Here is a 25,359-nt window from a genome sequence, read left to right as displayed (position 1 = left end):
GGATTTGACCCATGTTCAAATATATTGGCGACATCGTTAAGGGTACCGGTACCCAGTTGCGAAGCCTGGTGATGGTGTTCGGTCACGGCTTTCGCAAACGCGACACCCTGCAATACCCGGAAGAAGCGGTGTACCTGCCGCCGCGTTATCGCGGCCGCATCGTCCTGACCCGCGACCCCGACGGCGAAGAGCGCTGCGTGGCCTGCAACCTGTGCGCCGTGGCGTGCCCGGTAGGCTGCATCTCGTTGCAGAAAGCTGAAACCGAAGACGGTCGCTGGTACCCGGACTTCTTCCGCATCAACTTCTCGCGCTGCATTTTCTGCGGCCTCTGCGAGGAAGCTTGCCCGACCACCGCGATCCAGCTGACACCGGATTTCGAGATGGCCGAGTTCAAACGTCAGGACCTGGTGTACGAGAAAGAAGATCTGCTGATCTCTGGTCCCGGTAAAAACCCTGATTACAACTTCTATCGTGTTGCAGGTATGGCCGTTGCCGGTAAGCCCAAAGGCGCCGCACAAAACGAAGCCGAGCCGATCAACGTGAAGAGCTTGCTGCCTTAAGGAAGAAAGATGGAATTCGCTTTCTATTTCGCATCGGGTATTGCAGTGGTGTCCACGCTTCGCGTGATCACCAACACTAACCCCGTGCACGCCCTGCTCTACCTGATCATTTCGCTGATCGCCGTGGCCATGACCTTCTTCAGCCTCGGCGCACCGTTCGCCGGCGTGCTGGAAGTGATCGCCTACGCCGGCGCCATCATGGTGCTGTTCGTGTTTGTGGTGATGATGCTCAACCTGGGGCCGGCTTCGGTCGCCCAGGAGCGCGTCTGGCTCAAGCCCGGTATCTGGCTCGGCCCGGTGATCCTCGCAGCCTTGCTGCTGGGTGAACTGCTGTATGTGCTGTTCGCTCACCAGAGCGGCCAGGCCATCGGCCACACCACCGTAGACGCGAAAGCCGTGGGCATCAGCCTGTTCGGCCCGTACCTGCTGGTGGTCGAACTGGCTTCGATGCTGCTGCTCGCTGCAGCCATCACCGCCTTCCACTTGGGCCGCAACGAAGCCAAGGAGCAATGACGATGCCTGCTATCCCTTTGGAGCACGGTCTGGCGGTCGCCGGCATCCTGTTCTGCCTTGGCCTGGTCGGCCTGATGGTTCGCCGCAACATTCTGTTCGTGTTGATGAGCCTGGAAATCATGATGAACGCTGCCGCACTGGCATTCATCGTGGCCGGTAGCCGTTGGGGCCAGCCGGATGGACAAGTGATGTTCATCCTGGTGATCAGCCTGGCAGCCGCCGAGGCCAGTATTGGCCTGGCGATCCTGCTGCAACTGTATCGTCGCTTCCACACGCTTGATATCGACGCTGCCAGTGAGATGCGCGGATGAACATGATCTTTCTGACTTTCGTATTTCCCCTGATCGGTTTCCTGCTGCTGTCGTTCTCCCGTGGACGCTGGTCGGAAAACCTCTCGGCCTTGATCGGCGTGGGTTCCATTGGCCTGTCGGCAATTGTTGCCGCCTACGTCATCTGGCAATTCAACGTCGCGCCGCCTGAAGGCGGTCATTACACCCTGGTGCTGTGGCAGTGGATGTCGGTGGAGGGCTTCAAGCCCAACTTCGCCCTCTACGTCGACGGCCTGTCGATCACCATGCTGGGCGTGGTGGTGGGTGTGGGCTTCCTGATCCACCTGTTCGCGTCCTGGTACATGCGCGGTGAAGCCGGTTACTCGCGCTTCTTCGCCTACACCAACCTGTTTATCGCGAGCATGCTGTTCCTGGTGCTGGGCGATAACCTGTTGTTCCTGTACTTCGGCTGGGAAGGCGTGGGCCTGTGCTCGTACCTGTTGATCGGTTTCTACTACAGCAACCGCAACAACGGTAACGCGGCACTCAAAGCCTTCATCGTGACCCGGATCGGCGACGTGTTCATGGCCATCGGCCTGTTCATCCTGTTCCAGCAAGTGGGCACGCTGAACATCCAGGAACTGCTGGTGCTGGCACCGCAGAAATTCCAGGTCGGCGACTTCTGGATCACCCTGGCGACCCTGATGCTGCTGGGTGGTGCTGTGGGTAAATCCGCACAACTGCCGCTGCAAACCTGGCTGGCGGACGCGATGGCGGGCCCTACCCCGGTTTCGGCACTGATCCACGCCGCCACCATGGTCACCGCCGGTGTCTACCTGATCGCCCGTACCCACGGCCTGTTCACCCTGGCGCCAGAGATTCTGCATCTGGTCGGCCTGGTCGGCGGCGTGACCCTGGTACTGGCCGGCTTCGCAGCCCTGGTTCAGACCGACATCAAGCGTATCCTCGCCTACTCGACCATGAGCCAGATCGGCTACATGTTCCTGGCCCTGGGCGTCGGTGCCTGGGACGGCGCGATCTTCCACCTGATGACCCACGCCTTCTTCAAGGCCCTGCTGTTCCTTGCTTCCGGTGCGGTGATCGTTGCCTGCCACCACGAGCAGAACATCTTCAAGATGGGCGGCCTGTGGAAGAAACTGCCGTTGGCCTACGCCAGCTTCATCGTCGGCGGTGCGGCCCTGTCGGCCCTGCCACTGGTGACCGCAGGTTTCTACTCGAAAGACGAAATCCTCTGGGAAGCCTTTGCCAGCGGTAACCACGGCCTGCTGTACGCCGGCCTGGTGGGTGCGTTCATGACCTCGCTGTACACCTTCCGCCTGATCTTCATCACGTTCCACGGTGAAGCCAAGACTGAAGCCCACGCAGGCCACGGCATTTCCCACTGGCTGCCACTGTCGGTGCTGATCATCCTGTCGACGTTCGTCGGTGCCATGATCACCCCGCCGCTGGCCGGTGTACTGCCGGAAAGCGCTGGCCATGCCGGCGGCGCCGCCAAGCACAGCCTGGAAATCGCTTCGGGCGCCATCGCCCTGGCCGGTATCCTGCTGGCTGCCCTGTTGTTCCTGGGCAAGCGCCGCTTTGTCACCGCCATCGCCAACAGTGGCATTGGCCGCTTCCTTTCGGCCTGGTGGTTCGCTGCCTGGGGCTTCGACTGGATCTACGACAAACTGTTCGTCAAGCCCTACCTAGCCATCAGCCACGTACTGCGTAAAGACCCGCTCGACCAGACCATCGGTTTGATCCCGCGTGCCGCCAAGGCCGGTCACACCGCCCTGAGCCGCAGCGAGACCGGCCAATTGCGTTGGTATGCAGCTTCCATGGCGGCCGGTGCCGTTCTGGTGATCGGCGCCATCATCGTGGTCGCGGTCTGACTATGCACATTGCGAACTTTGCGAACTTGCGAAAGGAAACGAGCCCGTCATGATTCTGCCCTGGCTAATCCTGATCCCTTTTATCGGCGGCCTGCTCTGCTGGATGGGTGAACGCTTCGGCGCCACCCTCCCCCGCTGGATTGCGTTGCTGACCATGTCCCTGGAACTCGCGCTCGGCCTCTGGCTGTGGGCCCATGGCGACTATTCATTTGCTCCGGCACCGGGTGTCGATCCAACCTTCGCGCTTGAATTCAAGCACGTGTGGATCCAGCGCTTCGGCATCAACGTGCACCTGGCCCTCGACGGCCTGTCGCTGTTGATGATCCTGCTAACCGGTTTGCTGGGTATCCTCTCGGTACTCTGCTCCTGGAAAGAAATTCAGCGTCACGTGGGCTTCTTCCACCTGAACCTGATGTGGATTTTGGGCGGCGTTGTCGGCGTGTTCCTTGCGCTGGACCTGTTCATGTTCTTCTTCTTCTGGGAAATGATGCTGGTGCCGATGTACTTCCTCATCGCGCTCTGGGGTCACAGTTCTTCGGACGGCAAGAAAACCCGGATCTACGCGGCGACCAAGTTCTTCATCTTCACCCAGGCTTCCGGCCTGATCATGTTGGTGGCGATCCTGGGTCTGGTACTGGTCAACTTCAACAGCACGGGCGTGATTACGTTCAACTACGCCGACCTGTTGAAAACCAAGATGTCCCTGACCACCGAGTACATCCTGATGCTGGGCTTCTTCATCGCGTTCGCGGTGAAGCTGCCGGTGGTGCCGTTCCACTCCTGGTTGCCTGACGCTCACGCCCAGGCGCCGACCGCAGGTTCCGTGGACCTGGCCGGTATCCTGTTGAAGACCGCGGCCTACGGCCTGCTGCGTTTCGCCCTGCCGCTGTTCCCGAATGCCTCGGCCGAGTTTGCGCCGATCGCCATGACCCTCGGTCTGATCGGGATCTTCTACGGTGCGTTCCTGGCCTTCGCCCAAACCGACATCAAGCGTCTGATTGCCTTCTCGTCCGTTTCCCACATGGGCTTCGTACTGATCGGCATCTACTCCGGCAGCCAACTGGCGCTGCAAGGCGCTGTGATCCAGATGCTGGCTCACGGTGTTTCAGCCGCCGCACTGTTTATCCTCAGTGGCCAACTGTACGAGCGCCTGCACACCCGTGACATGCGTGAGATGGGTGGCGTGTGGTCGCGTATTGCCTACTTGCCGGCCATCAGCCTGTTCTTTGCGGCCGCGTCCCTGGGCTTGCCGGGTACCGGTAACTTCATCGGCGAGTTCCTGATCCTGATGGGTGCCTTCGTGCATACACCGTGGATCAGTGCGATCGCGACTTCAGGCCTGGTGTTCGGTTCGGTCTACTCGCTGATCATGATCCACCGTGCGTACTTCGGTCCGGCCAAGTCCGACACCGTGTTGCACGGCATGGATGGTCGCGAACTGATCATGGTGCTCGGTCTTGCGGTATTGCTGATCTTCATCGGCGTGTACCCACAACCGTTCCTGGATACCTCTGCCGCAACGATGCATGGCGTGCAGCAATGGTTCAGCACCGCCTTCACTCAACTCGCTTCGGCCCGGTAAGAGCGCTATGGAATTCACGATCCAACACTTTATCGCGCTTGCGCCGCTGCTGATCTCCAGCCTCACCGTTGTGGTGGTGATGCTGGCGATCGCATGGCGCCGCAACCACTCACAGACCTTCCTGATTTCGGTGGCAGGTTTGAACCTGGCCTTGCTGTCGATTATCCCGGCACTCAAGGTCGCACCGCTGGCGGTCACGCCGCTGTTGATGGTCGATGACTTCGCGCTGCTGTACATCGCGTTGATCCTCGTGGCCACCCTGGCCTGCGTCACCCTCGCCCACGCCTACCTCGGCGAAGGCGGCACGGGTTACCCGGGTAACAAGGAAGAGCTGTACCTGCTGATCCTGCTGGCTGCGACCGGCGGTATCGTGCTGGTCAGCGCACAGCACCTGGCCGGTTTGTTCATCGGCCTGGAACTGCTGTCGATCCCGGTCTACGGCCTGGTGGCGTATGCCTTCTTCAACAAGCGTTCCCTGGAAGCCGGCATCAAGTACATGGTGCTGTCGGCCGCCGGTTCCGCGTTCCTGTTGTTCGGTATGGCCCTGCTCTACGCAGAAGCCGGCAGCCTGAGCTTCAGCGGTATCGGTCATGCCCTGGCAGCTTCCGGCAGCCCTGCGCCAATCGCCCAACTGGGCCTGGCCATGATGCTGATCGGCCTGGCGTTCAAACTGTCGCTGGTGCCGTTCCACCTGTGGACCCCGGACGTGTACGAAGGCGCCCCGGCGCCGGTGGCTGCTTTCCTGGCTACCGCGTCGAAAGTCGCCGTGTTTGCCGTGATGGTGCGTCTGTTCCAGATCTCCCCTGCGGCCAACACCGGTGTACTCAGCAACGTGCTGACCATCATCGCGATCGCCTCGATCCTGTTCGGTAACCTGCTGGCGCTGACCCAGAACAACCTCAAGCGTCTGCTGGGTTATTCGTCCATCGCGCACTTCGGTTACCTGCTGATCGCCCTGGTGGCGAGCAAGGGCCTGGCGATGGAAGCCATCGGCGTATACCTGGTCACCTACGTGATCACAAGCCTGGGTGCATTCGGTGTGATCACACTGATGTCCTCGCCTTACAAAGGCCGTGACGCGGACGCCCTGTACGAATACCGCGGCCTGTTCTGGCGCCGTCCGTACCTGACCGCCGTACTGACCGTGATGATGCTGTCCCTGGCCGGTATTCCGCTGACTGCTGGCTTCATCGGCAAGTTCTACATCGTGGCGACCGGTGTTGAAGCGCACGAATGGTGGTTGGTGGCCTCCCTGGTACTGGGCAGCGCCATCGGCGTTTTCTACTACCTGCGCGTGATGGTGACCTTGTACCTGATCGAGCCAAACCTGCGCCGTGTGGACGCCGAGTTGCACTGGGAACAGAAAGCGGGCGGCGTGATGCTGCTGGCAATCGCCCTGCTGGCGTTCTTCCTGGGTGTTTACCCACAACCGTTGCTCACCCTGGTGCAGCATGCGGTGATGGCGGGTTGATCGCTTAGGTAGATGCAGTAAACAGAACGGCGCCTTCGGGCGCCGTTTTTCGTTTATGGGGTACTGGTTTGTTGTCTGCCCCACAAAGGGATTTTTCCTCATCGAGATGCCTCCCCTTCCGGCATCAACCTGCCTGCGCCACTCGTATCGTGGTTGTGTTTTAGGAAACATCCCACAGCAGGGTTACTTGACCCACCGCAGACGGGCCACCAAACTATACGCAGGCTACGTACAGAACATGGATGCTCTATTTATCGAATTGCCAGCCTTTGAGCGGCACCGCAGGGATTATCTGAGTGATGAGTTGTTTCACGGCTTTCAACAGGCGTTGATGAGGAACCCGCAAGCGGGCGACGTGATAGAGGGGAACGGCGGGTTACGCAAAGTCCGCTTTGTCGATGAGCGACGCAACAAAGGCAAACGTGGTGGCCTGCGGGTCATCTATTACTGGTGGTCGGGCGGTACGCAATTCTGGCTGTTCACCCTTTATGGCAAACACGAACAGGACGACCTGAGCGCTCAACACAAAACGGCGCTCAAAGACCTGCTGGACAGGGAAATCAAAGCGAGAAAATCTTATGAAACGTGACATCTTTTCCGAACTGGTCGAAGGCTTCGACGCGCTGGCAGATGAACGACAAGGCAAGGTAACGCTGCGCAGCCACAAGGTGCAGTTGAACAAGCTGGCACCGCTCACTGCCGACGAAGTAGTCGCTGTGCGTCAACAACTCAATCTGTCGCGCTCGGTGTTTGCGATGTACCTGCGCACCAATACCCGGACCCTGGAAAATTGGGAGCAAGGCCGGGCCACACCCAATGCTCAGGCGGCAACCTTGATTCGGCTGGTGGCGAAGTTTCCGGAGACGGTGGAGCGGTTGGCGCTGTTGACCTGATGGATCAATCTGGCCAGGCCCATCGGCAACAGAATGTTACCGATGGGGGGTAAGCGTTAACCTCAGATCCTGAACTGCCCCACCAATTGGCCCAACCGCTGACCAAGGTCCGCCAGGCTGCGGGACGTCTGTGCACCCTGCTGGGTTTCATCCGCCACGCTGTCCACCGCCACCGCAATCTGATGCACGCTACGGTTGATCTCTTCGGCCACGGCGGTTTGCTCTTCGGCCGCACTGGCAATCTGCGCGTTCATCGAGTTGATGGTGCCGATCAACTGCGCCATGGTGTCCAGGGACGCACCCGCTTCATTGGCCTTGGCCGAGGTGCCGTCACCCGCATCACTGGAGCGGCGCATCGATTCCACAGCCGCTTCGGTGCCTTTTTGCAGGCGGTCGATCATGCCCTGGATTTCCTGGGTGCTTTGCTGGGTACGGCTGGCCAAAGCCCGAACCTCATCGGCGACCACGGCAAAACCACGACCGGCCTCCCCTGCCCGCGCCGCTTCAATCGCAGCGTTGAGGGCAAGCAAGTTGGTCTGCTCGGCAATCGAGCGGATCACCCCAAGCACGCTGACAATCGAGGAAACGTCCTGCTGCAAGCTGTCCAGGGACACACCGCTGGTGCGGATGTCGTTCACCAGCGCATGGATCTGCGCAATGCTGCCATCCACCACTTTCTTCGCGGCCTGGCCCTCGGCGTCGGTCTGTTGCGCCGCCACCGCTGCGCCTTGGGCACTGCGGGCCACTTCATGGGCAGCGGAGGACATTTCGTTGATGGCAGTGGCTACCTGGTCGGTCTCGTGACGCTGGCGCTCCATGGCCTTTTCCGAGCGATTGGCTTGCTCGGCGACCTGGCTCACCAGGCCGGTAAGCTGGGAGGTCATTTCGGTGATCTGCCGCACCAGGCCGTGGATCTTGTCGACAAAGCGGTTGAACGAACCGGCCAGTTCGCCCAGCTCGTCCTGGCTGGTGATGGCCAGGCGGCGGGTCAGGTCACCCTCACCGGCGGCGATGTCGTCGAGGTTGATCTTCATCAGGTGCAACGGCCGCAGGATGGTATTGGCCACCAGCATGCCCACGGCGGCGATCACCAACAACACCACCACGGCAATCCCGATGATGCTCAGCACTACGCCTTCCATGCGCTTTTCAACCTTGGCCTGAACCTCGGCGACCTGAGCGTCGATGCCATCCAGGTTCACCGAGGTACCGATGACCATGTCCCACTTGGGCAGATATTCGGTGTAGCCAAGCTTGGGCACCAGTTCGGTTTGGCCGGGCTGCGTCGAGCTGTATTGCAGGTAGTGGGTGCCGTCCTTGCCGACTTTCACCAGGTCGCGGTTGACGTAGACGCCATTCGGGTCGCGGTTGTCCTTGAAGCTTTTGCCCACGCCGTCCGGGCTGTTGCCTTTGAACAGGCGAATGGTCTCGGAGTCGTAGCCGAAGAAATAGCCATCCTTGCCGTAGCTGGTGTTGGACAGCAGCTTGACCACCTGCGCCCGCGCCGTCGTGTCGCCTTGGGCGGCAGCGTCGTACAGCGGCTTGATGGTGGTCATCGCCACCTCTACGTAGCCGCGCAAGGTGGTCTTGGCGTCGTTGAGCAGGTTCTGACGGGTTTCTTCGACCTCGTTGCGGGCCTGCTCCTGAAGGATCCAGACCGTGGTCAGGCTGATGATCACGGCAAATAACAATACGGGCAGTACGGCGAGGGACAGGACTTTGGCCTTCAGGCTAAGGCGCATGGCTTTTCTCTCTTATTCAAGGAAGACTTGAGAGGTTAACGGCCAGACGCCCCGATTCTGTAGGACAACCCTGTCAGAGGGTCATCGCGGCAAACCAGCCAAACGCCAGCAGCGGAATGTTGTAATGCAGGAAGGTCGGGACCACGGTGTCCCAAATATGGTGATGCTGGCCGTCGATGTTCAAACCCGAGGTCGGGCCAAGGGTGGAGTCCGACGCAGGTGAGCCTGCATCCCCCAGCGCACCGGCCGTGCCGACGATGCACACGATGGCCAGCGGGCTGAATCCCAGTTGCACGCACAGCGGCACAAAGATCGCCGCCAGGATCGGCACCGTGGAAAACGACGAGCCGATGCCCATGGTCACCAGCAAACCCACCAGCAGCATCAGCAGCGCGCCCACGCCTCGGCTATGGCCGATAAACGCCGCCGAGGCTTGCACCAGCGTCTGCACCTCACCGGTGGCCTTGAGCACTTCGGCAAAGCCCGACGAGGCGATCATGATGAAACCGATCATCGCCATCATCTTCATGCCTTCGGTGAACAGGTCATCGGTGTCGCGCCAGCGCACGATGCCCGACACCGAAAAAATCAGGAAGCCGGCCAGGGCGCCAATGATCATCGAGTCCAGCCACAACTGGATAATGAACGCCGAGGCAATCGCCAGGCCGGCGACCAGCAGGGTCAGCGGGTTGTATTGCACCTTGATTTGTTCGACCCGTTCGATTTTCTCCAGGTCGTACACACGCTTCTTGCGGTAACTGATAAACACCGCCACCAGCAAGCCGACCACCATGCCCAGCGCCGGAAGCCCCATGGCATGGGTGACGTTGACGTGGCTGATGTCGACTCCGCTCTTGGCCACGTTGGCCAGCAGGATCTGGTTCAGGAAGATGTTGCCGAAGCCCACGGGCAGAAACATGTAGGGCGTGATCAAGCCGAAGGTCATGACGCAGGCGATCAGGCGGCGGTCGAGTTGCAGCTTGGTCAGCACGTATAAAAGCGGCGGTACCAGCAGCGGGATAAACGCAATGTGGATCGGCAGGATGTTCTGTGAGGCAATCGCGACTACCCAGAGCAGGCCGATCAACAGCCATTTGACGTGGCTGCCGCCTGTGGCTTCCTGGCGGTCTACCAGCATCAGGGCTTTGTCTGCCAACGCGTGGGCCAGGCCGGACTTGGCAATCGCTACCGCGAAAGCGCCGAGCAGTGCGTAGGACAGCGCCACCGTCGCACCGCCCCCCAAGCCGCTGTTGAACGCCTTGAGCGTTGCATCGATACCCAGGCCGCCGGTCAGGCCACCCACCAGGGCGCCGACAATGATCGCGATCACCACATGCACGCGGGACAAGCTGAGCACCAGCATGGTGCCGACCGCGGCGATTACTGCATTAATCATCGTTACCTCAAGACAGAAAACATAAAAAAAGCACGCACCTGCCCAGGCTGCCGTCGGGAACGGCTGCCGCAAACCAGGTTTTAAAGGTGTTTTATTAGAGGGCGCGCACTTTGCAGCACCCGGCCTGGCTTGTCAAAACTGTGGGGAGAGGCTTGTCTGTGGTGAGTGGGCTTGTCCCCTCACCACAGACAAGCCCCCTCACCACACAAACAGGTTTAAATTGAACGTTTGAATAAAGAAAATTCCTGAGCGGCCGATACAGGCAGATCGTCTCTGTCGTATAGAAAGTTAAGGAAGGCTCCATGTCGCTCAGACAGCTGTCCATTCAATGGAAAATTACCCTGCTGGCTGGTCTTTGCCTGCTGGGCATCGTGACTTTGCTGGTAGGTCTCTCGCTGTACCGCATGGCGCAGAGTTCCGATCTGGTGAAGGCTTCCAGTATGGAAATGCTCGACGAAGCCGCCCAGGCACGCATCGAAGCCCAGGGTGAGGTCCAGGCATTGGGTATTCGCCAGCAGTTCATGGACGCCTATCAATACGGTCACGGTTTTTCCCGGCAGGTGCTGTTCCTGCGTGAACAGGCCGAGAAACGCTTCCTGGATGCCTTCGACCTGCGCGAAGACCTGACCCGCCAAGTCAAGGCCGCGCTGCAAGCCAACCCCGACCTGCTGGGCCTGTCCCTGGTGTTCGAAGCCAACGCACTGGATGGCAAGGACGAACTGTTCGCCAACCAACAAGAGCTGGGCAGCAACGACAAGGGCCGTTTTGCGTTGTACTGGTCGCAGCCGACGGCGGGCAAGCTGACTTCAATGTCGCTGCCCGAAAGCGACATGTCCGACACCAGCGTCGGCCCCAGCGGCGAAAAAGCCAACGCTTGGTTCACCTGCCCGCGCGCCACCCTCAAGCCATGCGTGATCGAACCCTACTTCTATGTGATCGACGGGCAAAAGGTGCTGATGACCAGCATCGTCTTCCCGCTGATGGTCAACGGCAAAGTCATCGCCTCGCTGTCGGTGGACATCAACCTCAACAGCCTGCAAGCCGTCAGCCAGCGCGCCAGCCAGAAACTCTATGACGGCCAGACCAGCGTCAGCATCATCAGCCCGGTGGGTCTGCTGGCCGGCTATAGCCCGGACGCCGGCAAACTCAGCCAGCGCCTGGACACCGTCGACAGTGCCAACGGCGCGCAGTTGATCAGTTCGCTGGCGACCAGTACGCAGACCCGCAGCGTGCGCACCGACCATCAACTCAAGGTGCTGGCGCCATTCCTGCCGATTCCAGACGGCAAGCCGTGGGGCGTTCTGCTCGATGTGCCGGAAAAAGTCCTGATCGCCCCGGCGGAAGCCTTGAAGTCCAAACTGGACGCCGACAACGCCACGGGCACCCTGCTGGAATTGAGCCTCGGCCTGCTCGCCGCAATCGTTGGTCTGTTGCTGGTGTGGCTGATGGCCCGCAGCGTGACGCGGCCGATCCTCGGCGTGGCGCGCATGCTGGAAGACATTGCCAGCGGCGAAGGCGACCTGACCCGCCGCCTGGCCTACGACAAACACGACGAACTCGGTGAGCTGGCCGGCTGGTTCAACCGCTTCCTCGACAAGCTGCAACCGATCATTGCCCAGGTCAAACGCTCGGTGCAGGACGCCCGTGGCACCGCCGACCAGTCGGCCGCGATCGCCACTGAAACCAGCGCCGGCATGGAGCAGCAATACCGCCAGGTCGACCAGGTGGCCACCGCCTCCCACGAAATGAGCGCCACCGCCCAGGACGTCGCCCGCAGCGCAGCACAAGCCGCCCAGGCCGCCCGCGATGCCGATCAGGCTACGCGTGAAGGCTTGACGGTGATCGACCGCACCACCACCAGCATCGGCCATTTGGCTGCGCAGATGAGCACCGCGATGACCCAGGTTGAAGGGCTGGCGGCCAATAGCGAAAAAATCGGCTCGGTGCTGGAGGTGATTCGTGCGATTGCCGAGCAGACCAACCTGCTGGCGTTGAACGCCGCCATTGAGGCCGCCCGTGCAGGTGAAGCCGGTCGCGGTTTTGCGGTGGTCGCCGATGAAGTGCGCAACCTGGCGCGGCGTACGCAAGAGTCGGTGGAAGAAACCCGCCTGGTGATCGAGCAATTGCAAAGCGGTACCCAGGATGTGGTCGGCTCCATGAGCAACAGCCATCGCCAGGCCCAGGGCAGCGTCGAACAGGTAGGCCAGGCCGTGACCGCCTTGCGCCAGATCGGCGATGCGGTGACGGTGATCAGCGACATGAACTTGCAAATCGCCAGCGCCGCCGAAGAGCAAAGTGCGGTGGCTGAGGAGATCAATAACAACGTGGCGACGATTCGGGATGTGACGGAGTCGTTGTCCGAGCAAGCGAATGAGTCGGCGCGGGTCAGTCAGGCGTTGAATAGTTTGGCGAATCAGCAGCAGGGTCTGATGGATCAGTTCAGGGTTTGATGGAGCATCACATATCCCCTGTGATGAAGATCTAATGTGGGGCTTGCTCGCGAAAGCTGTGGATCAGTCAACCTACCCAACGACTGACACACCGTATTCGCGAGCAAGCCCGCTCCCACACTTTGTCTAGCGGCGAGTCAGCCATGGCGTCGCGGCAGGTCAATTAGTGCCTTCAACCCGCCGAGTTCGCTTTCCTGCAATAGAAGCACCCCGCCCCACACCTCAACGATATCCCGCACGATCCCCAGCCCAAGTCCATGGCCGTCAGTCTGCTCATCCAGGCGAGTACCACGGCTGAACACCTGGTCGCGCTGGCTCTCGGGAATTCCTGGGCCGTCGTCGTCCACTGCCAGGCGAAAGCCTTCCGGGGTTTCGCTGATGCTCAACACAATCTCGGCATCCGCCCATTTACAAGCGTTATCCAGCAGGTTGCCCAACAGCTCCAGCAAGTCCTCGCGGTCCCACGGCAACTGCAAACCGGGCCGTACGCGGTAACTCAAATCCAGATGTTCCCCATGGATCATGTTCAGGGTCGCCAGCAGCCCCGGCAATTCGCCATCGCAGTCAAACAAGGCACCGGGCAGCGTTTCGCCGGCCAAACGTGCCCGATTGAGTTCACGGTTAAGCCGTTGCTGCACCTGCTCCAACTGTTCGCGCAGCAGCTTGCTCAACTGCGGATGGTCCTTGAGCTGTTCGCTGGATGCCACGCTCAGTAATACCGCCAGCGGGGTTTTCAAGGCGTGGCCGAGGTTGCCCAAAGCATTGCGCGAGCGTTTGAGGCTGTCTTCGGTGTGGGCCAGCAGATGGTTGATCTGCGCCACCAGCGGTTCCAGCTCCACTGGTACCTGGGTGTCCAGTTGCGAACGCTGGCCCTGTTGCAGTTGGGCGATCTGGTTGCGCGCGGTCTCCAGCGGGCGCAGGGCGCGGCGCACAGTGACTCGTTGCAGAATGAGGATCAGCAACAGCGCCGCCAGCCCCAGTACCAGTCCAATCTGGCGCATCAGGCGAAAGCTTTCCCTGACCGGCGTGTAGTCTTGGGCCACGCTGATGGAAATCGATTGGCCGAAGCGTTTGTAGTCCGAACGCAACACCAACAGTTGCTGGCCTTCCGGGCCCAATTGCAGGTTGCCCTTGAGCCCGGCCTGGGGAAGTTGGGGCAACTCCTGGTCCCATAACGAGCGGGAACGCCAGTGGGTGTCGCCAAAGTCGATACGGAAATAGTGCCCGGAAAACGGCCGCTGATAGGCCGGCGACAGCCGCTGCTCGTCCAGCTGTACACCCGTGGGCCCACGCACCAGCGCCACCAACAGGTTCTCGCTGTCGTTGCGCAACCCGGCTTCCAGGTAACGTTGCAATCCCATTTCGAACAGCCACAGGCTGGTCTGCGCCAACACCAGGCCGACGATCACCATCACGCTGATCAGCCCCAGGCTCAGGCGCCGCTGGATCGACTTCATGCAGGGCTGGCGCCAAACCGGTAACCCTGGCCGCGCCGGGTTTCGATCACGCTGCGGCCCAACTTGCGGCGCAGGTGGTTGACGTGGACCTCCAGCACATTGGAATCGCGCTCGGTCTCGCCATCATATAAATGCTCGGCCAAGTGGCTTTTCGAAAGGATTTGCTCGGGGTGCAGCATGAAATAGCGCAGCAGCCGAAATTCGGCGGCGGTCAGTTGAATCTCCTCGCCATCGCGCATCACGCACTGGCGGCCCTCATCCAGGTGTAAGCCGGCAGCCTGCAAGGTGGGCTGATTGGCCTGGCCATGGGAACGGCGCAGCAAGGCCTGGATACGCAGGTGCAGCTCCTCGGGATGGAACGGTTTGCTCAGGTAATCGTCGGCCCCGGCCTTGAGCCCTTCGATGCGCTCGGCCCAGGAGTCGCGGGCAGTGAGGATCAGCACCGGCGTGGCCAGGCCAGCAGCGCGCCATTGCGTCAACACATCCAGCCCGGGCAAACCCGGCAGGCCAAGGTCGAGAATGATCAGGTCGTAGGGTTCGCTGCGCCCCTGATACACCGCATCGCGACCGTCCGCCAGCCAGTCGACGGCATAGCCCTGGCGATTGAGCCCGGCCATCAGCTCATCGGCCAGGGGTACGTGGTCTTCCACCAAAAGCAGGCGCATCAGTCGTCTTCCTTGTCTTTGAGCAGTTGGCCGGTGTTGGCGTCGAGTTCGATCTCGCGCACCACGCCTTCCACCGTCAACAGTTCGATTTCATAGATATAGCGCACAGGACGATCCTTGTGCTCTTCAAGCTCGGCGTCGAGCAACTTGGCACCCGGGTAGCGCTCGAGCGCGGGGCCCAGCAGATGCTCAAGCGGCGCGATCACCCCCTTCTGGCGCAGGCGCAGCGCTTCGTCCTGGCCCAGGTCCCGAGCGGCCAGGCTTGAGCAAAAAGCCAGGAGCACCAGCGCCACTTGAACGCTGGTGCGTAGATTTACCTTCATTACGTATCCTGATGATCCTTGAGGACGGCCCCGGTCACAGCGTCCAATTCCAGGTCCCACTCAACGCCCTGGGCGTCGCGCAGTTCAACCTGGTAAAGGTACTTGCCGTATTCCTCTTCAAGCTCGGTTTCATGCACGGTGGCGCCGGGATGTTTGGCCAGTGCGATGGCGTTGAGCTTCTCGAAAGACACAATGGTACCAGCGTCGCGCAACTTCAGTGCCTCGTCAGGCCCCAGGTCGCGAGCCTGGGCGACGCCCGCGGTGAGGGCGATGATACTGCTGGCGATCAAGGCTGTGAGGGTTTTCATGGTGAGTCTCCGTTTCAGGATATTTTGCCTACGGGGCTCACCGTACTGGATCCAACTTAACTGAAACTGAATTGCCACCATGGCAATTCTCTGCAACACCTTTGCCTGTAACCGGGCAAGATTTTCTATACTGCCCTGCTCGCGGTAAATGAGACCGGTATGACTGCTATCCACATGAAGTTCCCCGCCTTGACCCTCAAGGCCGGCAAACGCGCCTTCGCACGCATTCGCGAACAGGGGCTTGCGCCGGCGGATGTCGGCATCCTTCCCGGCGCCGCCGGTGGCCCCAAAGCCCTGGGCATCCAGGGGCTGGACCTGGCGCTATTCGGTGACTGGCTGCCCCGCGCACCGCGCGAGCGCGCGCTGATCGGCGCCTCGATTGGCTCCTGGCGGTTTGCCAGCGCCTGCCTGCCCGACCCGGTGCAGGGCCTGCTCGACCTGGGCCGGCTGTACAACGAACAGCGCTTTGCCAAAGGTGTGACCATGGCCGAAGTCAGCCAGAGTTGCGTGCGCATGCTCGATGACCTGCTGGCCGGCCGCGATGCCCGCGTGCTCGACAACCCGAACTATCGGCTGAACATCATGGTGGTCAAAAGCCACGGCCTGCTCGCCGACGATCACCGCGGTCGCCTCGGTTTGGGGCTGTCATCGGTGATCGCCGACAACCTGCGAGGCCGCGCGCGGCTGTCCCGGCACTTCGAACGGCTGATCGTGCACGACCCGCGTCAGGCGCCACCGCTGCATGCGCTCAAGGATTTCCCCTCGCGCTTCCTGAATCTGGAACTGGGCAACCTGCGTCAGGCACTGCTGGCGTCCGGTTCGATCCCCATGGTGATGCAAGGCGTGCGCGACCTGCCGGGTGCAGGCAAAGGCACTTACCGCGACGGCGGCCTGCTGGACTATCACCTGGATCTGCCCTACCACGGCGATGACATCGTGCTGTACCCGCACTTCACCAACCGGGTCATTCCCGGCTGGTTCGACAAAGGCTTGCCGTGGCGCCGCGCCAATCAACAGGGCTTGCAGGATGTCTTGCTGCTGGCGCCGTCGAAGGAATACCTGGCCCGCCTGCCCCACGGCAAACTGCCGGACCGCAGTGACTTCAAGCGCTTCATGGGCGATGACAAGGGCCGCAACAAGTACTGGCAAACGGCGATGAGCGAAAGCCAGCGGTTGGGTGATGAGTTTTTGCAACTGGCAGACAACGGGCAGTTGGGCGAGCGCCTGCTGGTCCTCTGATCAAGCGTTATGCGCGGCGAGGTAACAAACTGTTAAACTCGCCGCCTGCCAGACACCTCACCGAGCTGAAAAACCCTGTGGAAATCTTCAAAGAATTTACCTTCGAGTCCGCCCACCGCTTGCCCCACGTCCCGGAAGGCCACAAATGCGGGCGCCTGCATGGCCATTCGTTCAAGGTGGCGATCCACCTCAGCGGTGACCTCGACCCGCATACCGGCTGGATCCGCGATTTCTCGGAGATCAAGGCGATTTTCAAGCCGCTCTACGAACGCCTCGACCACAACTACCTCAATGACATTCCGGGCCTTGAGAACCCGACCAGCGAAGTGCTGGCCAAGTGGATCTGGAATGAATTGAAACCGTTGTTGCCGGAACTCAGCGCGATTCGCATCCATGAGACCTGCACCAGCGGCTGCATTTATCGCGGTGAATAAGCCGGCGATGTGAAAAAACCACTGTGGTGAGGGGGCGTGTCCCCCGTTGGGTTGCGAAGCAGCCCCAGAAAAGCAATTGCGGTCTTTCAGAAAGACTGCGGGGCTGATTCAGGGCCGCTTCGCAGCCCAACGGGGGACAAGCCCCCTCGCCACAAGTGATTTCTGGAGGCCCGCTGCGATGCCATCCCTTATCCGCCCCGCCACCGTTGACGATATCGCCGCCATCGAGGCCATCGTCCACGCCGCCTACTCCCCTTACATCGAACGCATAGGGCGCAAGCCAGGGCCAATGCTGGACGACTATCGCCAACAGGTCGCCGCTGGACGGGTGCACGTGCTGGAGCGCGCAGGCCAGGTGCACGGTTTTGTAGTACTGATCCATCACGACGAGTACCTGCTGCTGGATAACCTGGCCGTCGACCCCGGCGCCCAGGGTTTGGGTTACGGGCGTCTATTGCTGGAGTTCACGGAGCACCAGGCCAGGCAAGGCGCCATCCGTCTCTACACCCATGAAGCGATGACCGAAAACATCGCGCTGTACACCCGCAAAGGCTATGTGGAAACCCATCGCGCCGAGGAGAACGGCCTGCGTCGGGTCTACATGCAAAAAGACCTCACCGCCTCTCACTGAAGGAGCTTCCATGGAAAACACCTGGCTGGCCCAGGCCAAGCGCTTGCAAGCATTGGCCTCCACGGGGCTGCACTTCTGCACGGATGACTTCGAACGCGAGCGCCTCGAAGAGATCGCCCAGATCGCCCACAGCATGCTCGCGCAGTTGGGCGAAGTGCCGCTGGAACGCATCACCGGGCTGGTGCCGGATTTCGCCAAGCGCTATTCGACGCCCATGATTGATGTGCGGGGCGCGGTGATCGACGGCGACCGGATCCTGTTGGTGCGTGAACTGACGGATGGCTGCTGGGCATTGCCCGGCGGTTATGCGGATATTGGCCTGTCGGCGGCTGAAAACATCATCAAGGAGATCCGCGAAGAGGCCGGGCTGACCGTCACCGCGCGGGCGCTGTACAGCGTCACCCATAAGGCCAAAGGTTTGTACCGGCCCGACATCCGGGACTTCTACAAACTCTACTTTCTGTGCGAACGGGTCGATCAACTGGCGCCGGCAGCCGGTTTCGAAACCACGGAAGTCGGCTTCTTCAGCCTCGACGACCTGCCGCCGCTCTCCCGTGGCCGCACCATTGAAAGCGACCTTGAGGCCGCCTTTGCGTTTCATCGCGGAGAGACAACCCACACCCTGTTCGATTGAATAACGGGTGATCCAATTTGTATCACCCCTGCACCGCTTTCGCGCCTGACTGGGCAGAAAGACCAATCCCTTCTGCGTGTTCTGCCTGTTTGGCTATAAATACTGTGCAACGTGCACAGTACTGACCGTGCGCCTGTCACTGCCTTGCACTTGGCACGACGGGTGCAATAGGCCTGCGTCACTCATTCAGGGAGAAAGGCACATGATGCAGAACGAAACGGGCAATGACTACCCTCTCAGCGAGGTGCCCATGCATGCCCGCAAAGGCCTGGCCTCCACCGCCATGGTGCTGCTGGGCTTTACGTTTTTTACCGCGACCATGTTCGCCGGCGGCAAGCTGGGGGTGGCCTTCAGCTTTACCCAGATGCTCGGCGTCGTGGCCCTGGGTAACCTGCTGTTGGGTATCTACGCCGCAGGCCTGGGTTACATCGCGTTCAAGAGCGGTTTGAACTCGGTGCTGATGGGGCGCTTCTGCTTCGGCGAAGTGGGCAGCAAGCTGAGCGACTTGATCCTCGGTTTCACCCAGATCGGTTGGTACGCCTGGGGCACCGCTACCGCCGCCGTGGTACTGGGCAAATACTTCGAATTGAGCCAAGGCAGCGTACTGGGGTTGATGGTGCTGTTCGGCATGGTGTTCTGCGCGACGGCCTATGTGGGCTATCGCGGGTTGGAGATTCTGTCCTACATCGCCGTGCCGGCCATGGGCATTTTGCTGTTTCTGTCGATGTGGGTCGCCACCGTCAAGGTCGGCGGGCTCGATGGACTGCTGGCGGTGGTACCCACCGGTGAACTGGACATGTCCACCGCCATCACGCTGGTGTTCGGCACCTTTGTCAGCGGCGCGACCCAGGCCACCAACTGGACGCGGTTTTCGCGCTCGGCCAAGGTCGCGGTGCTGGCCAGCCTGATCGGCTTTTTTATCGGCAATGGCTTGATGGTGTTGATCGGTGCCTACGGCGCCATCGTCTACCAGCAGCCCGACGTGGTCGAGGTGTTGCTGCTGCAAGGCTTTGCCATGGCGGCAATGGCAATGCTGTTGCTGAACATCTGGAGCACCCAGGACAACACCATCTACAACTTCGCCGTCGCCGGCTGCAACCTGCTGCGCACCAAACGCCGCAAAACGGTGACCCTGGCCGGCGCGGTGATCGGCACCCTGCTGGCGCTGCTGGGCATGTACGACATGCTGGTGCCCTACCTGATCCTGCTGGGCACGGTGATCCCACCGATTGGCGGGGTGATCATGGCGGACTTCTTCTATCGCTACCGCGGCCAATACCCGCGCCTGGCCGACACGCGCCTGCCGGCATTCAACTGGCCGGGGCTGATCGCCTATGCCGTGGGTACGGTGCTGGCATTTCACTCACCGTGGGTGGCGCCTTTGGTGGGGATTGTGGCGGCGTCACTGACCTACATCGTGCTGACCAGCGTGCTGCGGGTGCGGGCACCGATGGCTGACGCCCAGGCATGAGCCTGACGATAGCCGATGTACTGGCCTTGCCCGGGCTGGAGTCGATGTGCCTGCGGGCCGGGGAAGCCGGCCTGGAGAATGCGGTGCGCTGGCCCTATGTCGCAGAAAACAGCGGCATCGCCGAATGGGTGCTGGGCGGCGAACTGGTGTTCGTCACTGGCATCAATCACCCACGGGACGAGGCCAACCTGCTGGTATTGCTGGACGAAGCCTGCCAGCGCCAGGTCGCCGGCCTGGTGATCCTCACGGGGCCGGACTACATCCAGGCAATTCCCCAGCGCTTGCTGGAAGCGGCGCAAGACGCGGGCATGCCGCTGATCGAGCAACCGTATTCGTTGAAGATGGTGCTGGTGACCCAGGCCATCGGTTCGGCGCTGATCCAGTCGCAACAACTGGGGCGCTCGCGGCATGATGTATTGGAACGCCTGCTGGCCGGTGATTATCAATCCCTGGATTTGCTGCTGCACCGCGCCGCACAGTTGGGCATGCCGTTGGCCGGGCATTGGCAGCTCGTCCAGCTGCAACTGGACGGCAGTGATGCGCTGTTTACCCAAGCTGAGGCGCCGGTGGTCGAGGCGCAACTGGCGCGTCAGCACGATGCGATTACCCGTCGCCTGCGCCAGTTTTCTGCGCAGCATCCGTCGCATCTGCCCGTGCTGGGGCGTGCCGGGCAGTGGACGTTGCTGTTGCCTGCGACGGATGCGGGCGCGGCATTGGCCAACCGCCAGCTGTTGGCGGGTTGGTTGAAAGCGCTGAACCTGCGCCTGGCGCCGTTGAAACTGTTTATCGGCCTGAGTGCTGCCGCGCACCCGCCCGCTCGCCTGGCCCAGGCCCTGGATGAAGCGCGCCAGGCGTTGGCTGCTGCGCGTCGGTTCAGTGAGCGCGCCGGGCTGTGTGTCTACGATGAGCTGGGCGTGCTCAAGTTGCTCAGCGGCGTACGTGATCGCGCCCTGCTTGATCAGTTTCTCAACGAACGCCTGGGCCCGCTGTTGCGCCACGACCTGAACCACGGCCCAAGCCTGATGCCGACCCTGGAGGCCTGGTTCCACGAGAATGGTAACCTTGTGGCCGCCGCCCAGCGGCTGGCGGTTCATCGCAACACCCTGACGCACCGCGTCCAGCGCATCGAAGCCCTGTGCGGGCTGACGCTGGACAATGCTTATGACCGCCTGGACATCGGCATCGCGCTGATGATCTGGCGGCTGTCTGCCTGATTGTTTTTTGCCAAGAGGAACTTGCCCATGCACATCATCAACGCCCGCCTGCGCAACCGTGAAGGCCTGCATGATCTGCACCTGGAACACGGCCGGATCGCCAGCATCACCCCACAAGGCGCTGCCCCCATAGCGGGACCCGACGACCTGGACGCCGCCGGCAACCTGGTGGTGCCGCCCTTCGTCGAACCGCATATCCACCTCGACGCCACCCTGACCGCCGGCGAGCCGCGCTGGAACATGAGCGGCACGCTGTTCGAAGGCATCGAGTGCTGGGGCGAACGCAAGGCCACCATCACCCTGGAAGACACCAAGACCCGCGCCAAAAAAACCATCCAGACCCTGGCCGCCCACGGTATCCAGCATGTGCGCACCCATGTCGACGTCACCGACCCGGACCTCACCGCGCTCAAGGCCATGCTCGAAGTGCGCGAAGAAAGCACCCACCTGATCGACCTGCAAATCGTCGCGTTCCCCCAGGAAGGCATCGAGTCTTACCGAAATGGCCGCGAGCTGATGGAAGAAGCCATCCGCCTGGGCGCCGACGTGATCGGCGGCATCCCGCACTTTGAATACACCCGCGACCAAGGGGTGAGTTCGGTTAAATTCCTGATGGACCTGGCCGAGCGCACCGGTTGCCTGGTAGACGTGCACTGTGACGAAACCGACGACCCTCATTCGCGCTTTCTTGAGGTGCTGGCCGAAGAAGCCCGTAGCCGCGACATGGGCGCTCGGGTCACCGCCAGCCACACCACGGCCATGGGCTCCTACGATAATGCCTACTGTGCCAAGCTCTTCCGGCTGCTGGGGCATTCGGGCATCAGCTTTGTCTCCTGCCCTACCGAAAGCATCCACTTGCAGGGCCGCTTCGACAGCTTTCCGAAACGCCGCGGCGTGACCCGGGTCAACGAACTGCTGGAGGCCGGCATGAACGTCTGCTTCGGCCAGGACTCCATCGTCGATCCTTGGTATCCCCTGGGTAACGGCAACATCCTGCGGGTGCTGGAAGCCGGCCTGCATATCTGCCATATGCTCGGCTATCGTAACCTGCAAAGCGCCCTCGACCTGGTCACCGACAACAGCGCCAAGGCCATGGCCTTGGGCGATCGTTATGGCCTGGAACCGGGGCGCCCGGCGAACTTGTTGATCCTGTCTGCGGACAGCGACTATGAAGTGATTCGCAGCCAGGGATTGCCGCTGTATTCGATTCGGGGAGGCAAGGTGCTGATGAAGCGCCGACCAGCGCAGGTGGAGTTTTTGTAGGCTCATGTGATTGAGTCGATATCGAAGGTTTGCGGCTTTCCCCAGCCGTCATCCGGTTGTGGCGGGATGCTCGCCACTTGGGTGAGTTCGCGGTTTTGCGGGTGGGTGAACCAGCGTTTCAGGCTGGTTTGCAGGGTTGGGGATGAGGCGTGGCTGCCGTAGACGTCGCGGGGTTGGAGGCGGCGCCAGCGGAGGGTTGCCAAGCGCGCGCGGCTATCTTTCAGACGGTCTATTTCCAGGCTCAAGGGGTCGTGGTGTTCATAGCCGCGCTGGTTGGCAGGACGATGCAGATCCAGTTTTTGTCGTTGTTCCCGTAGCTGGTGTTGCATGGTGAACAGCGCTTTGTCGATCAGTTCAAATTCACGGGGGGTCACGAGGGTGCCATTGGTGTCGAGGGTTTGTTGCCAACGGCGCAATGCGGCCCAGGCGGCGGGAATGTAGCTACCAACCATGAAGTGCTGGCTGGACTGAACCAGTTGTTTGATCAAGTTGGCGCGATCCGGCATATCGCCATTGAGCCGCAATGCGCGCTTACAAGCCGCGTCCTCAATGGATTCACAGCCTGGGGTCCACAGAATCGAAGACTGTGTACCGTCCGGTAGCAGGATCGGCATGAAATGCTGCTGCGCGCCATGGTGCTGGTAAGGATTGCCGGTCAGTCTTACCAAACCCAAGGCAAACAGCAGGCCTCCGGGCGCAGGGTTGCTGAACAGCACTACGGCACCCGGGATCCAGATTTTGGCGGTGGTGTTCATCCAGGGTGCAGGCACACTCGGGACCGGGTCGTTGTGGTTGACGATGCGGTGGTGCACAAGAGCAAAAGCCCCATCGGTAAATTCAGAGTCGGCCGCTCGAGGGGCTCCGTAGGTGTAGAGAAGGATGTTGTAGTGGGCATCTTCGGTTCGACGTAATCCCTCAGCCAGTAACAAGGCAATCGCACCGCCGAGGCTGTGCCCGCAAATCACGATGCGCTGCCCTGTATAGAATTGATCCAGGTAACGCCGTACAAAATCATGCATGGCTTGATAAGCCCGATAAAAGCCTTCATGAGCCTTGCCGACACCATCAACGAAATCCACTTGATGGGCATTAGCATCCCGCAGTATGTCGACGCCACTGGCCGTGCCCCTTACGGCAATAAGGATCACTTCATCGTGATGACTGATAAATGCCTGGGTGTCAGTGCCATCCTTTTCGTCGTCAAAAAAGTGCAGGCGTGCTGGATGTTCCTGCTCATCACCCAACTCGGAGCGATTTTGCTGATACAACTCAGTATCGAAGGGCAAAATTTCGAAACGCTGGGAATACGGTACCTCTTCCAACAACGGATAAAAGTGTTGTACTTGCTTAGCATCGACCTTCCAGGGTTCCTGATAGCCCGATAGTCTGTCGGCAAAGAAATGACCGACGCTAGGGTCCAGTTGAAAGCTGACTTGGTCTATGGGTTTTGTTTGGGGCTCTTGTCCAAAATCGCAATAGCTCAACGTGGACATCAGTGCCAACTGATAGAGGTTCAAGGCACAGAATTGATCTTCGGTGGACAGCATAGGGCGCAGTGCTCGCAGTGGACGAACCTCAAGTACTGTGTGCCGATTTGGAAATAAAACGACGCCAACCAACGTCGGCTGAGGTGGCCCAAATCCAAGGTCAGCCATCATTTTTAATGCATGTCCCGGGGGCTGATGAGTACGGGGTGCCACCGGAGGTAAGTGAGCGGCGTACCGGACCAGGTCACGTACTTCAACCTGAAAGAACAGGTCCGTCTGATTCTTCGAAAGGCTTCGTTCGACACGCTGGCCATCGGCCCGGAGAAAGCGGGTTTGTTCCGCACGAACCTGGAGCTCGGTGATGGGTAGCTTGTAAGCCAGACGCGTCATCAAATCGATATATGGCTTTTCTAAACCGGAGTAGCGCTCATCCAACTTAACGACGAGCGGGCCACAGTAAAAATCATCTCGCCTGGCAAAGCCCTCACCATCCAGGCGACCGGAGTACTCACGCCCCGCGCTGTCATAAAATGTGTAAGGCAGACCGCCGTAGGCCTTTCCGTCCCCCGACTCATCTACTAAACAGAAACTTGCCCAATGTCCTCGTAACGAACAAGCAGGTGCCTTGTCGCTAAAAAACGGTTGCTTCCATGCATCCTGTTTCATGAATAAGCTTCCTATTCTGTGCACGTTGGATAGACGTCGCATACGCGTCCATCCGGCATTTTGATAGCTTTGAAATCAGTAGTATTCCCACGGCAATACGCGAACACATCGTCCAGGCTTTCTCCCATACAGCGTTTCCAGCCTCCCGGAACGGCAACCCAATTGTCGTCTACAGCGGGTAGTTCCTCGCTTGCCACTGCCAGCACCATCCTCAGTGCTTTCCCCTCTAACTGATCCCGTTGTGCAAAGCCTCCTGCTCGCGACTTACTCGGCCGTCCAATAACGTCCAACGAGTTACACATAAGGATTTTCCTGATCGCATGCAGCGGTCCGATCGTCCTGAAAAACCACTGACACTGCCCCCGCAATTCCTGAACACCCGACTCAGGCATTCCGGCCATACCGTCTTCCAACCGATCCCGCACATTAATAATTGCGAAATCCCCCCCGACATCCGCCGAACGCTCTCCCCACTTCGCATACACATCAAACGTAATACTGCGCAACACCAACGGACACCCGTCGACCACCTCCGTCAGTGGTACTTCAAAGCTCACCCGATGGGCCACCGGTTTACCAAGGGTGTCAAAAACCTTGTCCTCCGGCCGCTTGCCCCGGCGCTTGGGTAAGGTGCAGGTCTCACCCGTTGCTGGTCGATAAGCCGCATCACTCTTGAAGCGAAAATTCGCTGGCAGATCGACCTCCAGGGTTAAACTGTCCGCCGGTTTCATCGCACAACTGGAAGCAGCCAGCACGCCGCTGACGAGTAACCCCCGCCGCATACTCAACATAACCCCCC

24 protein-coding genes and 2 pseudogenes are annotated in these 25,359 nt (G+C 60.5%); 17 read left to right on the top strand and 9 right to left on the bottom strand.

What is annotated here, in order from left to right; all coding sequences use genetic code 11:
• Positions 1 to 11: 11 nt before the first annotated feature.
• From nuoI to CEC48_RS26080, 8 genes are all read left to right on the top strand, one after another.
• On the top strand, positions 12 to 560 hold the full coding sequence (gene nuoI, locus CEC48_RS26115) for an NADH-quinone oxidoreductase subunit NuoI (RefSeq protein ID WP_003174725.1): 549 nt from the start codon (positions 12 to 14) through the stop codon (positions 558 to 560).
• A gap of 9 nt (positions 561 to 569) precedes the next feature.
• Positions 570 to 1,073 (top strand): NADH-quinone oxidoreductase subunit J, encoded by a 504-nt coding sequence (gene nuoJ / locus CEC48_RS26110; protein WP_003219561.1) that lies wholly within the window; start codon positions 570 to 572, stop codon positions 1,071 to 1,073.
• Positions 1,074 to 1,075: 2 nt separating this feature from the next.
• The gene (gene nuoK, locus CEC48_RS26105) at positions 1,076 to 1,384 is read left to right on the top strand and encodes an NADH-quinone oxidoreductase subunit NuoK (protein ID WP_003219560.1); all 309 of its coding nucleotides are present in this window, start codon (positions 1,076 to 1,078) and stop codon (positions 1,382 to 1,384) included.
• Positions 1,381 to 3,234 carry an NADH-quinone oxidoreductase subunit L gene (nuoL, locus tag CEC48_RS26100; protein ID WP_088426353.1) on the top strand — a complete coding sequence of 618 codons (1,854 nt, stop codon included), beginning with the start codon at positions 1,381 to 1,383 and terminating at the stop codon, positions 3,232 to 3,234. Before nuoK ends, nuoL begins: the two co-directional genes overlap by 4 nt.
• 49 nt (positions 3,235 to 3,283) lie before the next feature.
• A complete protein-coding gene (gene nuoM, locus CEC48_RS26095; RefSeq protein WP_076016753.1) occupies positions 3,284 to 4,816 on the top strand; it encodes an NADH-quinone oxidoreductase subunit M in 1,533 nt (510 codons plus the stop codon).
• Between the two features lie 7 nt (positions 4,817 to 4,823).
• Positions 4,824 to 6,287 (top strand): NADH-quinone oxidoreductase subunit NuoN, encoded by a 1,464-nt coding sequence (nuoN, locus tag CEC48_RS26090; RefSeq protein WP_088426352.1) that lies wholly within the window; start codon positions 4,824 to 4,826, stop codon positions 6,285 to 6,287.
• A 238-nt stretch (positions 6,288 to 6,525) separates the two neighbouring features.
• Positions 6,526 to 6,876: a toxin gene (locus CEC48_RS26085; protein ID WP_088426351.1), complete on the top strand. Its 351-nt coding sequence runs from the start codon at positions 6,526 to 6,528 to the stop codon at positions 6,874 to 6,876.
• Positions 6,866 to 7,180, top strand: coding sequence for a DNA-binding transcriptional regulator (locus tag CEC48_RS26080; protein ID WP_088426350.1), 315 nt, complete (start codon positions 6,866 to 6,868; stop codon positions 7,178 to 7,180). The genes CEC48_RS26085 and CEC48_RS26080 overlap by 11 nt, the downstream gene beginning before the upstream one ends.
• Before the next feature lie 62 nt (positions 7,181 to 7,242).
• Here the strand turns inward: CEC48_RS26080 and CEC48_RS32305 are convergent, their stop codons facing one another.
• The 3 genes and pseudogenes from CEC48_RS32305 to CEC48_RS26070 form a co-directional block, all read right to left on the bottom strand.
• Positions 7,243 to 7,998 (bottom strand): methyl-accepting chemotaxis protein, encoded by a 756-nt coding sequence (locus CEC48_RS32305; protein ID WP_371916653.1) that lies wholly within the window; start codon positions 7,996 to 7,998, stop codon positions 7,243 to 7,245.
• A gap of 102 nt (positions 7,999 to 8,100) precedes the next feature.
• Positions 8,101 to 8,922: pseudogene (locus tag CEC48_RS32300) on the bottom strand (cache domain-containing protein); the annotation flags it as partial.
• A gap of 73 nt (positions 8,923 to 8,995) precedes the next feature.
• Complete coding sequence (locus CEC48_RS26070; RefSeq protein WP_176438786.1) at positions 8,996 to 10,315, bottom strand: Na+/H+ antiporter family protein; 1,320 nt, start codon at positions 10,313 to 10,315, stop codon at positions 8,996 to 8,998.
• A gap of 305 nt (positions 10,316 to 10,620) precedes the next feature.
• Here CEC48_RS26070 and CEC48_RS32295 point away from each other — a divergent pair.
• Both CEC48_RS32295 and CEC48_RS32290 read left to right on the top strand, forming a co-directional pair.
• A pseudogene (locus CEC48_RS32295) lies at positions 10,621 to 11,910 on the top strand (HAMP domain-containing protein); the annotation flags it as partial.
• Positions 11,911 to 12,012: 102 nt separating this feature from the next.
• Complete coding sequence (locus tag CEC48_RS32290) at positions 12,013 to 12,768, top strand: methyl-accepting chemotaxis protein (RefSeq protein WP_371917785.1); 756 nt, start codon at positions 12,013 to 12,015, stop codon at positions 12,766 to 12,768.
• Positions 12,769 to 12,905: 137 nt separating this feature from the next.
• Here the strand turns inward: CEC48_RS32290 and CEC48_RS26060 are convergent, their stop codons facing one another.
• From CEC48_RS26060 to CEC48_RS26045, 4 genes are read right to left on the bottom strand one after another with little or no spacing between them, the layout of a single operon-like run.
• Positions 12,906 to 14,225 carry a sensor histidine kinase gene (locus tag CEC48_RS26060; protein WP_088426346.1) on the bottom strand — a complete coding sequence of 440 codons (1,320 nt, stop codon included), beginning with the start codon at positions 14,223 to 14,225 and terminating at the stop codon, positions 12,906 to 12,908.
• Positions 14,222 to 14,890, bottom strand: a complete 669-nt coding sequence (locus tag CEC48_RS26055; protein ID WP_088426345.1) for a response regulator transcription factor — start codon at positions 14,888 to 14,890, stop codon at positions 14,222 to 14,224. Before CEC48_RS26055 ends, CEC48_RS26060 begins: the two co-directional genes overlap by 4 nt.
• The gene (locus CEC48_RS26050; protein WP_088426344.1) at positions 14,890 to 15,213 is read right to left on the bottom strand and encodes a PepSY domain-containing protein; all 324 of its coding nucleotides are present in this window, start codon (positions 15,211 to 15,213) and stop codon (positions 14,890 to 14,892) included. The genes CEC48_RS26055 and CEC48_RS26050 overlap by 1 nt, the downstream gene beginning before the upstream one ends.
• Positions 15,213 to 15,521 (bottom strand): PepSY domain-containing protein, encoded by a 309-nt coding sequence (locus CEC48_RS26045; RefSeq protein WP_008432789.1) that lies wholly within the window; start codon positions 15,519 to 15,521, stop codon positions 15,213 to 15,215. The genes CEC48_RS26050 and CEC48_RS26045 overlap by 1 nt, the downstream gene beginning before the upstream one ends.
• Positions 15,522 to 15,680: 159 nt before the next feature.
• On the opposite strand from CEC48_RS26045, the gene CEC48_RS26040 reads away from it, so the two are divergent.
• The 7 genes from CEC48_RS26040 to codA all read left to right on the top strand — a co-directional run bounded on the left by CEC48_RS26040 (position 15,681) and on the right by codA (position 22,407).
• Positions 15,681 to 16,760, top strand: a complete 1,080-nt coding sequence (locus CEC48_RS26040) for a hypothetical protein (protein WP_088426343.1) — start codon at positions 15,681 to 15,683, stop codon at positions 16,758 to 16,760.
• 77 nt (positions 16,761 to 16,837) lie between these two features.
• The gene (queD, locus tag CEC48_RS26035; protein WP_003190259.1) at positions 16,838 to 17,194 is read left to right on the top strand and encodes a 6-carboxytetrahydropterin synthase QueD; all 357 of its coding nucleotides are present in this window, start codon (positions 16,838 to 16,840) and stop codon (positions 17,192 to 17,194) included.
• 178 nt (positions 17,195 to 17,372) lie between these two features.
• Positions 17,373 to 17,825: a GNAT family N-acetyltransferase gene (locus CEC48_RS26030; protein WP_088426342.1), complete on the top strand. Its 453-nt coding sequence runs from the start codon at positions 17,373 to 17,375 to the stop codon at positions 17,823 to 17,825.
• A 10-nt stretch (positions 17,826 to 17,835) separates the two neighbouring features.
• Entirely contained in the window at positions 17,836 to 18,459 is a 624-nt protein-coding gene (locus CEC48_RS26025) for an NUDIX hydrolase (RefSeq protein WP_088426341.1), read from the top strand.
• A 202-nt stretch (positions 18,460 to 18,661) separates the two neighbouring features.
• Positions 18,662 to 19,930, top strand: coding sequence for a cytosine permease (gene codB / locus CEC48_RS26020; RefSeq protein ID WP_088426340.1), 1,269 nt, complete (start codon positions 18,662 to 18,664; stop codon positions 19,928 to 19,930).
• Positions 19,927 to 21,144, top strand: a complete 1,218-nt coding sequence (locus CEC48_RS26015; protein WP_088426339.1) for a PucR family transcriptional regulator ligand-binding domain-containing protein — start codon at positions 19,927 to 19,929, stop codon at positions 21,142 to 21,144. The genes codB and CEC48_RS26015 overlap by 4 nt, the downstream gene beginning before the upstream one ends.
• Before the next feature lie 27 nt (positions 21,145 to 21,171).
• The gene (gene codA / locus CEC48_RS26010) at positions 21,172 to 22,407 is read left to right on the top strand and encodes a cytosine deaminase (RefSeq protein WP_088426338.1); all 1,236 of its coding nucleotides are present in this window, start codon (positions 21,172 to 21,174) and stop codon (positions 22,405 to 22,407) included.
• Positions 22,408 to 22,409: 2 nt separating this feature from the next.
• On the opposite strand, the gene CEC48_RS26005 is transcribed toward codA, so the two are convergent.
• Both CEC48_RS26005 and CEC48_RS26000 read right to left on the bottom strand, forming a co-directional pair.
• Positions 22,410 to 24,560, bottom strand: a complete 2,151-nt coding sequence (locus CEC48_RS26005) for a lipase family protein (protein ID WP_088426337.1) — start codon at positions 24,558 to 24,560, stop codon at positions 22,410 to 22,412.
• An 11-nt stretch (positions 24,561 to 24,571) separates the two neighbouring features.
• Complete coding sequence (locus tag CEC48_RS26000) at positions 24,572 to 25,351, bottom strand: hypothetical protein (protein ID WP_088426358.1); 780 nt, start codon at positions 25,349 to 25,351, stop codon at positions 24,572 to 24,574.
• Positions 25,352 to 25,359: the final 8 nt, after the last annotated feature.

This window comes from Pseudomonas sp. K2I15 (genome assembly GCF_002204795.1).
Lineage (GTDB): Bacteria > Pseudomonadota > Gammaproteobacteria > Pseudomonadales > Pseudomonadaceae > Aquipseudomonas.
This window is presented reverse-complemented; position numbering and strand designations above follow the sequence as displayed.